The sequence below is a fragment of the Gilliamella sp. LMG 34362 genome, assembly GCF_984569125.1.
The window spans coordinates 1,805,587-1,817,819 of the sequence record NZ_OZ474902.1; the positions used below are offsets into that span (position 1 = coordinate 1,805,587).

14 protein-coding genes, 1 tRNA gene and 1 riboswitch are annotated in these 12,233 nt (G+C 31.3%); of the genes, 5 read left to right on the forward strand and 10 right to left on the reverse strand.

The window, feature by feature from the left end:
- Positions 1–316: 316 nt before the first annotated feature.
- Together AC5LWZ_RS08325 and AC5LWZ_RS08330 are read right to left on the reverse strand one after the other, a co-directional pair.
- Positions 317–664 (reverse strand): hypothetical protein, encoded by a 348-nt coding sequence (locus AC5LWZ_RS08325; protein ID WP_493463464.1) that lies wholly within the window; start codon positions 662–664, stop codon positions 317–319.
- A gap of 17 nt (positions 665–681) precedes the next feature.
- Positions 682–912 (reverse strand): hypothetical protein, encoded by a 231-nt coding sequence (locus AC5LWZ_RS08330; protein WP_493463465.1) that lies wholly within the window; start codon positions 910–912, stop codon positions 682–684.
- 277 nt (positions 913–1,189) lie between these two features.
- Here AC5LWZ_RS08330 and AC5LWZ_RS08335 point away from each other — a divergent pair, with 277 nt between their 5' ends.
- Entirely contained in the window at positions 1,190–1,636 is a 447-nt protein-coding gene (locus AC5LWZ_RS08335) for a hypothetical protein (RefSeq protein ID WP_493463466.1), read from the forward strand.
- A 17-nt stretch (positions 1,637–1,653) separates the two neighbouring features.
- Positions 1,654–2,040 carry a hypothetical protein gene (locus AC5LWZ_RS08340; RefSeq protein WP_493463467.1) on the forward strand — a complete coding sequence of 129 codons (387 nt, stop codon included), beginning with the start codon at positions 1,654–1,656 and terminating at the stop codon, positions 2,038–2,040.
- Positions 2,041–2,087: 47 nt separating this feature from the next.
- On the opposite strand, the gene AC5LWZ_RS08345 is transcribed toward AC5LWZ_RS08340, so the two are convergent.
- The 5 genes from AC5LWZ_RS08345 to AC5LWZ_RS08365 all read right to left on the reverse strand — a co-directional run bounded on the left by AC5LWZ_RS08345 (position 2,088) and on the right by AC5LWZ_RS08365 (position 4,905).
- The gene (locus AC5LWZ_RS08345) at positions 2,088–2,588 is read right to left on the reverse strand and encodes a helix-turn-helix transcriptional regulator (protein WP_493463468.1); all 501 of its coding nucleotides are present in this window, start codon (positions 2,586–2,588) and stop codon (positions 2,088–2,090) included.
- Positions 2,589–2,633: 45 nt separating this feature from the next.
- Positions 2,634–3,869, reverse strand: coding sequence for a tyrosine-type recombinase/integrase (locus AC5LWZ_RS08350; protein WP_493463469.1), 1,236 nt, complete (start codon positions 3,867–3,869; stop codon positions 2,634–2,636).
- 192 nt (positions 3,870–4,061) lie between these two features.
- A tRNA-Lys gene (locus AC5LWZ_RS08355) sits at positions 4,062–4,137 on the reverse strand.
- A 105-nt stretch (positions 4,138–4,242) separates the two neighbouring features.
- The gene (locus tag AC5LWZ_RS08360; RefSeq protein WP_198200209.1) at positions 4,243–4,557 is read right to left on the reverse strand and encodes a DMT family transporter; all 315 of its coding nucleotides are present in this window, start codon (positions 4,555–4,557) and stop codon (positions 4,243–4,245) included.
- 24 nt (positions 4,558–4,581) lie between these two features.
- Positions 4,582–4,905: a DMT family transporter gene (locus AC5LWZ_RS08365; protein ID WP_110447637.1), complete on the reverse strand. Its 324-nt coding sequence runs from the start codon at positions 4,903–4,905 to the stop codon at positions 4,582–4,584.
- Positions 4,906–5,518: 613 nt separating this feature from the next.
- On the opposite strand from AC5LWZ_RS08365, the gene AC5LWZ_RS08370 reads away from it, so the two are divergent.
- The 3 genes from AC5LWZ_RS08370 to AC5LWZ_RS08380 are packed head-to-tail and all read left to right on the forward strand — an operon-like array spanning position 5,519 to position 7,756.
- Positions 5,519–6,175 (forward strand): nucleoside recognition domain-containing protein, encoded by a 657-nt coding sequence (locus tag AC5LWZ_RS08370; RefSeq protein WP_110447636.1) that lies wholly within the window; start codon positions 5,519–5,521, stop codon positions 6,173–6,175.
- Positions 6,168–6,641, forward strand: coding sequence for a YjiG family protein (locus tag AC5LWZ_RS08375; RefSeq protein ID WP_110447635.1), 474 nt, complete (start codon positions 6,168–6,170; stop codon positions 6,639–6,641). The genes AC5LWZ_RS08370 and AC5LWZ_RS08375 overlap by 8 nt, the downstream gene beginning before the upstream one ends.
- 14 nt (positions 6,642–6,655) lie before the next feature.
- Positions 6,656–7,756, forward strand: a complete 1,101-nt coding sequence (locus AC5LWZ_RS08380; RefSeq protein WP_493463470.1) for a M20 peptidase aminoacylase family protein — start codon at positions 6,656–6,658, stop codon at positions 7,754–7,756.
- A gap of 47 nt (positions 7,757–7,803) precedes the next feature.
- Here AC5LWZ_RS08380 and AC5LWZ_RS08385 read toward each other — a convergent pair whose 3' ends face one another.
- The 3 genes from AC5LWZ_RS08385 to ribB form a co-directional block, all read right to left on the reverse strand.
- Complete coding sequence (locus tag AC5LWZ_RS08385) at positions 7,804–10,050, reverse strand: TonB-dependent siderophore receptor (RefSeq protein WP_493463471.1); 2,247 nt, start codon at positions 10,048–10,050, stop codon at positions 7,804–7,806.
- A gap of 116 nt (positions 10,051–10,166) precedes the next feature.
- Positions 10,167–11,096, reverse strand: a complete 930-nt coding sequence (locus AC5LWZ_RS08390) for an alpha/beta hydrolase (RefSeq protein WP_493463472.1) — start codon at positions 11,094–11,096, stop codon at positions 10,167–10,169.
- A 131-nt stretch (positions 11,097–11,227) separates the two neighbouring features.
- A complete protein-coding gene (gene ribB, locus AC5LWZ_RS08395; RefSeq protein ID WP_493463473.1) occupies positions 11,228–11,866 on the reverse strand; it encodes a 3,4-dihydroxy-2-butanone-4-phosphate synthase in 639 nt (212 codons plus the stop codon).
- A gap of 147 nt (positions 11,867–12,013) precedes the next feature.
- Positions 12,014–12,152, reverse strand: a riboswitch (FMN riboswitch).
- Positions 12,153–12,233: the final 81 nt, after the last annotated feature.

Below are 12,233 nucleotides of genomic sequence, written 5' to 3' on the forward strand. Positions count from 1 at the left end.
ATGCTCGATACAATAATGTGTAAGTTTTGGCTCATCGCCAATCATATTTTTTCTGCTTTTCGCTACGCTTCAAATCAAAAAAAAACATGACCACTTACCACATTATTCCGACAATTTTTAATGTCGGAATTAATGTATTGTTTTAATTAGTATTTTGTCATATTTAATGAAAAAATTTTGTCGGATTTTGTACCCTCATATATACTTTTTTATTAATTTTTTAAGCTTTGTCAATAACCAAAACACATAAAAAAGCAAAAAAAAAGATACTTTTAAAAAAGTATCTTTTGTTAGTTTTATTTTATTTTATTTTATTTTAATTGATTTTAATTTTGGGGGTGTTTTTTGGTTCTGTTAAAAATAAAATTTTTTCTAAAATTTCACCGAACTCATTACTATTAAAAGTATAAAAAGTTAATAAAATAGTTATTAATTCTATAAGTTTTTTTTCTTCGTTTTCTTCTTCTTCTTGTTCTTCTTTTTTTTCATTTTTTAGTTTTATTTGCAGGTTTTCTACAAATTTTTTAAGCTTTTCATATAGTAAAGATCTTAATTCAGACAACAAAACTTTTAATGATAATTTTTCATCTTCTGTAAGCTCCTCTACAGGTTTTTTTTTCAATTTTGTAATTTTTATAATTAAATCTCTTATTTTTTTATTCATAATAATGTGCTCCTGTGTTATTTAATTTTTTTAGCTTTTTCAAAAGCTCTATTTATTCTTTGTTGTTCTTTTAATTGTTTAATTTGTTGATTTTCATCATATTTATTGCGTTTTATTCTGCTTTCTACATATTTTTGCCACGCCAAATCATCATCTTTTACTTCAACCCCAGAACTTTTTAAAATTAGTATAAATGCCCATGCTAAGAAAAAAACTATAATTCCCGTATTTATAAATATTAATTCCATATATATACCTCATTTTATTATGTATATATATTTATTTATTCATTTTTTTAATATTGTCAACACAACTTTATAAGCTTTTTTGTCATTTAAAGCAAATAAATCATTTTTATACTTATTATTTATAAGTTGTTACTTTTTAATATTTTTTTTGAAAGATTTGAACGATCAGTTATGCGATTTATGATAGGAAACGACTATTGTATTATAATTAATTGATCTGCAAAACCGATCGTTATATACTCACTTGGTTTATTTTTATTCAAAAAAGGAGGTAAACATGCCTTATAGTTATAGCGGTATTGTTAAAGATATTATTAGAGAACAAGAAAAAATGAGAGGGGAACCAAATGTAATTCCTCCATTAAATGGTGCTCAAGTTGAAGCTGAATATGAAAAAAAAGTAAAAAAAATGGCAAGTCAAATTGCTAGCTATAAATTAAATATTCAAAATGACGCTGAGGTCATTTATAACTTATTGTTTCAAAGGGATTTTTTGCTAATAGCAATTAATCAATTTTTAACAAAGACTGATCATCAAACAAAGCAATTTTTTATTAATTTTTTGAATAAAGTTAAATCAGAAAAAGAAGCTGATGAACAATATAAACAAAAATTCAAAAACTGGGTTTATCAAGAAAATTTTTCAGAAAAACTAATTTGGGAAGTTAAAAACCCTGACAAAATCAAACATAACCCAGTTCTAAATTTTCCTAATTTTCAATAATATAAGGATTATAAACAATGAGTTATAAAGGAATTGATGATATAATTAATGATTTTGATAAAACGCAAAAAGAAAAACAAAAACAACAAGAAGAACAACAAAAAATTGAAGAACAAAAAAGAATAGAACTTCAAAAAAAATTAGAGAAAAATAGAATTGAACAACAAAAAGCAATTTGTAGAAAAAACTTAATCTTTTGGTTATTAACTTTTGTTTTTGAGTATTTATTAACTACATTTATATTTAGTTCAATTTTTAATACAGCTAATCCAATAAAAATAATAAAAATTTTTGCAGGTCTAGGATCTGGTACACAAATGTTTGTTTTTGTTGGTTTTTACTTATTTGCGACAGGTATTATCTGTTGTGCGTTAAGTTATATAATTGTAAGACCTGACAAATAACAAAAAAACATCTTAACAATAATATAAAAGAGGGTTTACCCTCTTTTTCATAATACTTTTTTTAATATAAGTTTTTTGGAAGATGAATTATCTTTTTTTGGTAAAACTTCATTTAAAACAATATATTTTTCTACATTACCAGCAAAAAACAAATCAACTTCATCAATTTTTATACACGGCATAACAAAACCTTTATTAGTTAAAAAATTATGTTTATATTTTTGTAATTCTTTTAAAGCTGTTTGTTTAGTAATCAATCTATTTATATCTAATTCTTTTTCTAAATTTTGCGTATTCTCAACAACAATTTTATCTTCATTTGCATCATAAAAACTATTAAATCTGGGTCTGTTATATAGCCAATCTTTTATTTCTTCGAACAAAAAACACATCTTTTTTTTTCCAATTTGTATTGGTTTGGGTAGTTTAATAGTCTCATCATTCAACCATCTATAAATCGTAGATTCATTACAACCAAGTGCATTAGCAAGCTCCGCAAAACTTATTGTTTGTATAGATACTTTAAAATCGGATAAGTATTTTTTCATAAAAAAACATTCGAAATAACAATAAATAACATATTAAATATAATATTACAAAATTGAAATATTACTAGCTTTTTCAACGTAATTCCCCCACCACTGCATCAACTCAAATCTTTTACTTATATATTTAGCATTGTTATAAATTGCTCTAACAGTATTTTTATCAACGTGAGACAATGATATTTCAATAAGATCAGGATGGAATTCTAAACTCTCATTTAAAACTGTCGAAGCAATAGACCTAAAACCGTGCGCAACTAATTTGTCTTTATAGCCCATTCTTTTAAGCATTGTATTAACTGTTTCTTTACTAGTGTGTTTGGTTTTGTCTTTTGAATATTTTCGATTTATAAATACATAATCATAATTTGGCGGAGTAATAGCTTTCATTTTTTCTAAAATTTTTAAAGCTTGTGTAGACAATGGCACTATATGCTCCCTACGCATTTTTATACTATCTTCTGGTATAATCCATAAAGCTTTTTCTGTATTAATATCCACCCATTTAGCAGTAGCAGCTTCTCCTGGTCTAACTAATGTCAATAACTGAAAATAAGCAAGCAATTTAGTTTGTTGTGTCGCAGGATAATCATTAATAGCTTTTAAAACTAATGGTAATTCATTGGGCGGTAAAGTTGGCATATTTTTAGATCTATGAGTTGCAAATTTAAGATTTAAAAATTTATTATATTCTATGTATCCCATGACTTTAGCATATTCAAAAATACGCCCTAACACTTGACAAATTCTAGAAACAAGATCAGTCTTGTTTTGATTGATTAATGGCTGTAAATACTCTTTAAAATCAGCGGGTATTAATTCTTTGATAGATTTATTAACTAAATCATCATAATCTAAAATATGATTTACTATAATATTTCTATTTCGTCTAAAAGTCCCTTCCGTTATTTCATTTTTGTCCAAAAAATTTAATTTTTGATGATTTACCCATTCCCAGAAAATATTGATAAATTTTAGTTTGTTTTCTTTGTGTTTTTGTTCTTCTTCTAATTCTTTATAATTAGCAGGATCTACACCATCTAATACCAAAGTTTTATACTTATCCCTTATTTCCCTAGCTTCAGCAAGAGAAATATAAGGATATTCACCCAAGCTTAATTGATTTGGTTTTTTAGTATCGGGTCTTAAATATCTAAACCGCCAAATTTTAGAGCCATTTTTTTTAATTAAAATTGATAAATTATTACCATCACTTGCTTCATAATTTTTATCTTTAATTTTTAAATTTTTAATTTTTAGATCTGTCAATTTGTTAATTGCCACAAGCTTTCCCTAACATATTTGTATACGTTTATATGAATATTATAAGCGTATACAAAAACGTATACAAATGCATATGCAATTTAGTGCAATTTGACGCAATTTTACGCAATAAAATGCAAGTAATGTTTTTAGCACAAAGCCTTGTGCCACAAGGAATTTTTAATGATTGTACATGAAGTTAAAAAAGAGGAGTGGTGGGTTGTGAGGGGATCGAACCCGCGACCAATTGATTAAGAGTCAACTGCTCTACCGACTGAGCTAACAACCCACTAAAGGAATAAAAGCTATTGTATAGAAGTTTAGGTTTTAATGCAAATACTCTAAAATAAATACAGCCTAACCGACTAATTTAAAAAAATAAATTAATTTTGCATTACATAGTTAAATGCAAACCTACAATACCAACCACAATTATAGTAAGACCGAATATTCGACTAAAATTTTTCGGTTCCTTAAAAATAAACATATTAGCCAATACTGCACCTGAAGTACCTAGCCCTACCCATACTGGATACACAATACTTAAATCCAGATACTTTAATGAAAAATAAAATAATGAAAACGAAACAAAAAAACCTCCCCAATATAGCGTTAATCGGAATAAATTTTTTTGTTGTGAATAAAGTTTAAGACCTATAGCACCAATAACTTCAAATATTGCAGCAGTTAAAATAAATAACCATCCCATATGATATATCCAAATTTTAGTTAATTAGCTATCAGCTCGTTTAAGTTGCACAACACCAATAATAATTAATGCAACAAAAAATATTTCAATAAGTTTGATTTCTTTACCAAACAAGACCATATCTATAACTAATGAACCAATCGCACCTACACCAGAAAAAATCGCATACACTGTACCTGTAGGAATAGTCTTACATGCACTGGTTAAAAAGGTAAAATCAACAACGATTACCATTATGACAATAACCCAATGCCACCACTGACTTGCGGTAGTGAAACCAAATACCCAACACAATTCAAAAAAGCAGGTGAGAACAACAAACGCCCACTCTTTATTCCTGCTGTTCATAACGACCTCATCGATTAATTTTTTTCAATTTTTATTGCTTAGTATTGTTTTTTCATTAATGTGTTCAATGAAACAAATGATGGTTCGCAAACAAGAACGTTTGCCACCTAAAGATTATGATGTTTATGCAGAAAAACAATTCAACCTTATATAAATTGCAAGATAATTATTGAAATATTTTTGTAATATTTCATTATCATTTTTTATCCTGCATAAATAATTCTATAACGAAGGATAAAAAATGGCAAGTCTATAATTATTGATAATTCAATGCTTTTAAATAACTTTCTTATTAAGAATAAGATATTTTGAAACCTTCATTTAGCCAATCTTGTTATTATTAAGAAACCTATCAAAAGCTGTAATTGCATTTTTCAATTTTAATTTAGATAGTTTGCTTGTAACCCAATTATCAAGGCAAGTTAGGAATATTAAAATAAATTAATTTATAAAATATTTTGAGGAAAGGGGTTTTTTTAAAATAAAATCAATATAGAATACAAAACTTGGCACTTTATTTAACTCTGAGAATCAAAACAAATAAGGTCCATTGAATAAACTTATTTAATACTGCGATTAAAGAATAAATCAAATAAATCAAAAGGAATCGACAATGTCAAAAAAATCGGACAATGAATTTAAAGTCGGCATAAAGGCTTATGTGTCACTTATTGTGGCCATACTGTTCTTTTCCGGACTATTTTATAACGTAGATGGAAAAGCTTGGTTAGGCGCATTTGATTTTACCAGTTTAAGTGGTAAGTTTGGTACAATGCTCCATCCGGAGAAAAATACATTTGTTGGTGAAGGTGGTAATAGCGCCAGAGCCGGCTTTATTTTCGCTCTTTCATTAATTCCAACTGTAATGCTTGCATTAGGGGTCTTAGAAATCTTTACCCACTATGGTACGATCCGTGCGGCTCACAAATTGTTAACACCATTACTTAAACCTATATTAGGTGTTCCGGGTAAAACAGGTTTGGCATTAATTACGGATTTACAAAGTACTGATGCTGGAGCGGTGTTAACCAAAGAATTATACGATGAAAAACAGATCACTAAAAAAGATCTCGTCATTATTAGTGCATGGCAATATTCTGGTGCAGGGTTAATAAATAACTATTTTTCTATTGGTTCAGCGCTTTTTGCGTCGATGTCTGTTGCAATATTTACGCCACTGGTCATTATGATTGTATTGAAATTTGTCGGTGCAATTTTTGTCCGCCTTGTATTAAATTCAGTTTACAAAAAGGATTTCATCAATGAGTAATTCAAGCAATCAAAAACAGACTAACAACCCTTTAGATATTTTTGTAATTGGCGCTCGTAAGGGCTTTAATATTGCCATTAACAATTTAATGCCAAATATTATTATGGCATTTGTTATTACCGAAATCTTAAAAAGACTCGGTCTAATGCAATTAATTGGTGAAGTATTTGCCCCAGTTATGGGACTATTTGGATTACCTGGTGAAGCAATTACCGTTTTATTGACAGCTTGGTTATCAGCTTCCGCTGGAACTGGTGTTGCTGTAAATTTAATTAGTGGTGGTATTCTCACTGGTACTGATATCACTATTATAGCACCAGCTATCTTCTTAATGGGCTCACAATTACAATATATGGGCCGTCTACTTGGTGTCGCTGATGTGCCTAAAAAATATTGGCCACTATTAATGATTAATAGTATTGTTAATGCGTTAATAGCTATGATCATTATGCGATTTATTGTGTGATAAAGGAGATATCTATGTCGAATGTACTCGAGCACTATCACTACTTGCACCAAATTCCTGAGCTAGGATTTGAAGAAGTTAAAACATCAAACTATATAGCAAATAAACTAGAAGAAGCTGGCTATAAAGTAACCCGTAATATAAATAATACTACAGGTATTGTTGCAGAATATGACAGTGGTAAATCAGGTCCTGTACTGGCATTACGTGCGGATATGGATGCCTTAGGACACATTATTGATGGCCAACATTGTGCCAGACACACTTGTGGCCACGATGGCCATTCATCAATGTTATTGACCGCAGCTCAAGAGCTTATCAAAGAAGGAAATATCAAAAAAGGTAAACTAAAATTGATTTTTCAACCAGCTGAAGAGTTAGGTTCTGGTGCACTGGCTATGATTGAAGGCGGTGCAATTGATGATGTTGATATGATCATCGGTTTACATGTTCGCCCTAAAGATGAATGCCCTAAAGGCTTTGCATCAGCGGCTATGTTCTATTCCGCTTCAACCACAGTTGAAGTAAATATTCATGGTATTCCTGCTCATGGGGCAAGACCTCATTTAGGCGTTAACGCTTTAGATGCGGCAACTATGGCCATTCAAGCGGTGAACACCATTCATCTTGCTCCTAGTTTAACATATAGCGTCAAAGCAACACGTTGTATATGTGATGCAGGTGTAACAAATGCTATTCCATCAGAGGCTTATGTTTGTTGGGATTTACGAGCACCAACCAACCCAGCTATGGATGAATTAAAAGCCAAAACACTCAAAGCGATTGAATTAAGTGTAGCATCGATTGGTGCTAAAGCTGATATCAAAGTATCTAAAGAAATTCCAGCAGCCGAAATAGACGATGAAGTAACTAAAATCATTGCTGAATCTATTACCGATGTACTCGGAAAAGAGGGATTAAAAGATCCTATTTTCACACCTGGTGGCGAAGATTTCTTCAATTATCCACGTGAAAGAGATGTAAAATCTGGTTTTTGGGGCTTAGGTGTCGATTTAACACCAGGTTTACATCATCCTGATATGACTTTTGATACATCAGCATTAGAAAATGGTGTAAAAATTACTAAAACTTGTGCTTTAAAGGTTTTAGGTTAAGCGAATAAATCCGCCGATTACTTCGGCGGTTCCTTGTAAATAATACTTTAAAATGAGATGTTAGTATTAATAAATAGCGTTCTACCTGGTTCATTATAAGTTGCTGCACCAGCCCCACGAACGGTTACTCTACCATTTCTTGATTGTCTTACTGTTGAAGAATTACCTTCTCTAAATAAACGTTTATCAAACAAATTATCAACACCAGCAGTGAATGTAAAATGCTTGTTAAATTGATATTGCCCACTTAAATTTAATAGAGCATAAGGACTAAGTTGATTAGTTGAACTATCAGTCAGTTTATCACCAAAATAATCATATTTTCTCGGTCGTTGTTTACCATACCAAGTAACAGCAGTTAACAATGAAAATTTGTCAGTTGCTTGCCAATCTATTGAAGAATTTATAGTGTATTTTGGAATGATTGACAAATAATCACCCGTTTTTTTATTTTTTGACTGCCACATCCAAGTTAGATTATTACGAAAATTAATTTTTGAAGTAACAGGAATAGTTAAACTACCTTCCAGTCCTTCAACCACCGATTTAGGTACATTTTGCCACTGAAAAATATTAGAATTTTTAAATTTATTTTTTCCACCTTCCGCACTTCCAACTGGCTTTGATCCTGAATCAATCTTATCATGGTAATCATTACGAAAATAAGTTAAGCCCGCAATTAAGCCTTCATTATTGTGAAACTCTAAACCAATTTCTTTATTTACACTTGTTTCCGCTTTTAAGTTTTTGTTACCTATTAAGTAGCAACTACCACCCGCACCATAACAGCCTTGTCCACGGCTATAAAGCAGATAATTAGGATTAGTTTGATATAAATTAGGCGCTTTATAGGCTCTAGCAATACCTAGTTTCAAACTAAAATAGTCACCCATTTCCTGAAATAAATTCAACCCTAGGCTCCAGTTACTTCCTGATTCACTTTGATGATTATAGCGTAATGTTGGCGTCAACATAGTAGTTTGAGTCAGTTCGATATTATCCTCGACAAACACACCCCAAAGATTAGCCGAGGCATTTTCACTACGATATTTATTTTTAATCCATGGTATACTTTCACCTTCTGTAAAAGTTTGTGTATTTGAAGTTGGATCTTTCATCTTTTGATGATTATACTCACCACCAATAGTCATGGTTTGTGGTAACAGGATGGTTAAAGGAAAATTAGTTTCATTATGTAAGGTAAAATTATTATATTTAATCGTTGAAAAATTATCATCTTTAAAGCGGCCTTCAGTGCCACCAGCTAAACCTTCATTCAAACGAGTATTCCGTGTTTTTTCAAGTTGGATATAAGACATGGTATTTACGCCATTGTCCCAATAACCACGATGAGTAACTGAGTAATTTTGACGATTCATTCTATTAGTTTCATCGTTATAAAATCGACTAACCAATTCATCAGGATTATTATTTTGAGTGTCACCAGCGTAAATATTACCTTGACGACTAACACTTGTCTCAAATTCTAGTGATTGTTTATCAGAGATATCCCAACGAAGAATGCCATTTATATCTTTATTACGCACACCTTCACGACCTGCACTAACCGAACTTGGATTAATTTGATGTTTTTTATTGATATCCCAATCATCAGCCTCAGTTTTGTTGAGATTACCATATAAACGCATACTTAGATTATCCGTTAATCCACCTGTTAATAAGATATTTGTTCTTTGGGTTGCCCCTTCTTTACTATGTGAAGGTAGATTTAAATAGCTATTCCACGAAATATGCCACTCTTTGTTTGGCTGCTTAGTGATAATATTCACTACACCACCGGCAGCACCATCACCATAACGAGCAGCGGCTGGACCACGAAGGACATCAATTCTTTCGATAATATCAGAAGGTACCCAATTGGTATCCCCTCGAGTATCCCGCTCACCTCGCCAACCATAGCGAACTGACATACGACTTTTTACTGGTCGACCATCAACTAAAATTAATGTGTTTTCTGGCCCCATACCTCGAATATCAATTTGTCGGTTATTACCCCGTTGGCCACTAGTTGAGTTACCCGTCAAACTGACACCAGGCATGGTTCGAATGATTTCTGAAATATCATTTTTGGGTGGCATTTTAGTTAAATCTTTTTGCGTAATCACTGAAACACCCAGAGCTTGTTTGGTCTGCTCAGCTGCTGTTACAACCATAACCTCATCTGAATCGTTGTCGTTATTAACTGATGAGTGAGCATTATCTGCATATGCATTGTGACAAGCAAAACCGATAAGTGCTGCTAACAAACAAGTCGATTTATATTTTGTATTCATATATTATCCCTGACAATTTTTATTAATAATGGTTATCATTATTAATTAGGTCGGAGTAATATAAATTAAAATTATCTATATTCAAGCTGATTCTGAATATTTGGCTAAATAAGTTTTTATTTAACTCTAAAATTTAATTGAATACCATCTTGCAGAGCAACGACAGCAGCAGTTTTATGGGATTGTTCAGGATAAATTTTGTAACTTATCGTTAGGTTATGAATATTAGCCTGTTTTAATCGAGTAAATAATTGTTTTGAATAATCAACCATTTTCCGATTCTGACGATGTTTTAGTAAAAGTTTTCGTTTTTGTTCTGGTAAATTATAATCAACCGGCAATAAAGATTGTTCAGCTCCACCCACAGAGATCAACAAATTAACAGGTTGTTTTAAAGAATGTTGATGATTTAGTAGATATTTTGATAATACACTAAACATATAACCATCACTAAACCATAAAGATGGGCTTGATATCACATAGGTATTAAAAATGGCAGGTTTAGTTAAAAAAATGTATAAATTAAATAATCCTCCATATGAATGACCAAAAATGGCTTGCTGATTAGGATTAATAACATAGCGCTTTTCTATTTCAGGTTTAAGTTCTTGAGTTAAAAAATCATAAAAGGCATCAGCACCACCATATTTACCTGATAAATTGATTTGCTTATTAGGTAAAACTTCAAAAACATAATTCTCAGGTTTGGGGAGAAAATCAAGATCACGACGGGTTTGATTAAAATAATCAATGGCGACAATTATACCTTCTTGAATAACACAACGTTCACAAGCCTGATTGGTAATTATCTCGTTAGTTGTTAAAAAGTAGCTGTCACCATCAAGTAAATAAATAATTGGCCAACCACCCTCGGGAGTGGTTTTATTAGGGGTATAAATAGTTACTTTATAATCGCCATTTGATGTTGAATGAAATATTTCAGTTTTTGTGTTTGGAACAATCACATTTTTTGATAGATTAGATTTTGACTGACAGCCAGTTAGGATAAAAATCATTAGAATATACAAAAAATTTAGTCGTGACATAAATTACGCCAGAAACTCAATTATCAAAGAAGTATAAGATATGCTAAATAAGAGAAATTTACCAATAATAAACTAAATAAAACTGAGAGTACTGTCGAATAATTAATCCGACAGCTAATAGTCGGTTACAACTACTTTGATTTAAGATAAGCGACAATATCTTCAATGGTTACCACTGGTAGTTGGTGTTGTTTAGCAAACGCGACAACTTGTGGAGCTCTTGCCATTGAACCATCATCATTAGTTATTTCACAAATTACTGCTGCTGGTTTAAACCCCGCTAATGTTACTAAATCAACCGACGCTTCAGTATGTCCTCGGCGGCTTAGTACTCCACCTTCTTTGGCAACTAGCGGAAATACATGACCAGGGTGATTTAAATCTGTTGGTTTAGCATCATCAGCTACCGCTGCCTTGATAGTCGTTACTCGATCTGCTGCAGATACCCCTGTTGTAACACCTTTTGCCGCTTCGATAGAAATAGTAAAAGCAGTATGATTTTTACTAGTATTATTTGCTACCATCATCGGTAATTCTAATTTATCACAATAAGATTGTGGCATACATAAACAAACTATACCGCTGCCATAACGAATCGTTAATGCCATTTGCTGAGTGGTAATAGTTTGTGCTGCCCAGATAATGTCACCTTCGTTTTCCCGATCTTCATCATCCAAAACTAACACACCAGATCCAGCTTTGATTGAAGAAATTGCTTTGTTTACTCGCTCGATTGATGTGCCAAATTCATTTAAATTAAACTGATTCATGGTAGATACCTATCCTGTTTTATTAAACTAATTATATTTATCCTTAATTATTAAAAATTTATTAAGTTTTAAATATATTAAATACCAGAATCAGGGCAAGTGCTTGACCATAGTGATTTAGCTATAACGCTAATTATAGAAAAGATAAGCCACTCTCTTTCATCCAGACTTTAACTGTCGGCTTTGGAATCTCACCAAATCTGCTGTCCTTAATAAAATCGACTTTTACTAAGCGCTCGTGGGCTATACCACCGGTGGGGAATTACACCCCGCCCTGAGAATTTTGTCAGTAAACTGACTGCGCACACTATAATATAAAATAGGTAAAAAAACACGGATATTTTATTAAGATAAAAAAATTGCCGCA

Excerpts from the sequence above, each read along its gene's own strand:
- AC5LWZ_RS08325 (WP_493463464.1), bottom strand. The coding sequence starts at position 664 with ATGAATAAAAAAATAAGAGATTTAATTATAAAAATTACAAAATTGAAA.
- AC5LWZ_RS08330 (WP_493463465.1), bottom strand. The coding sequence starts at position 912 with ATGGAATTAATATTTATAAATACGGGAATTATAGTTTTTTTCTTAGCA.
- AC5LWZ_RS08335 (WP_493463466.1), top strand. The coding sequence starts at position 1,190 with ATGCCTTATAGTTATAGCGGTATTGTTAAAGATATTATTAGAGAACAA.
- AC5LWZ_RS08340 (WP_493463467.1), top strand. The coding sequence starts at position 1,654 with ATGAGTTATAAAGGAATTGATGATATAATTAATGATTTTGATAAAACG.
- AC5LWZ_RS08345 (WP_493463468.1), bottom strand. The coding sequence starts at position 2,588 with ATGAAAAAATACTTATCCGATTTTAAAGTATCTATACAAACAATAAGT.
- AC5LWZ_RS08360 (WP_198200209.1), bottom strand. The coding sequence starts at position 4,557 with ATGGGATGGTTATTTATTTTAACTGCTGCAATATTTGAAGTTATTGGT.
- AC5LWZ_RS08365 (WP_110447637.1), bottom strand. The coding sequence starts at position 4,905 with ATGAACAGCAGGAATAAAGAGTGGGCGTTTGTTGTTCTCACCTGCTTT.
- AC5LWZ_RS08370 (WP_110447636.1), top strand. The coding sequence starts at position 5,519 with ATGTCAAAAAAATCGGACAATGAATTTAAAGTCGGCATAAAGGCTTAT.
- AC5LWZ_RS08375 (WP_110447635.1), top strand. The coding sequence starts at position 6,168 with ATGAGTAATTCAAGCAATCAAAAACAGACTAACAACCCTTTAGATATT.
- AC5LWZ_RS08380 (WP_493463470.1), top strand. The coding sequence starts at position 6,656 with ATGTCGAATGTACTCGAGCACTATCACTACTTGCACCAAATTCCTGAG.
- AC5LWZ_RS08385 (WP_493463471.1), bottom strand. The coding sequence starts at position 10,050 with ATGAATACAAAATATAAATCGACTTGTTTGTTAGCAGCACTTATCGGT.
- AC5LWZ_RS08390 (WP_493463472.1), bottom strand. The coding sequence starts at position 11,096 with ATGTCACGACTAAATTTTTTGTATATTCTAATGATTTTTATCCTAACT.
- ribB (WP_493463473.1), bottom strand. The coding sequence starts at position 11,866 with ATGAATCAGTTTAATTTAAATGAATTTGGCACATCAATCGAGCGAGTA.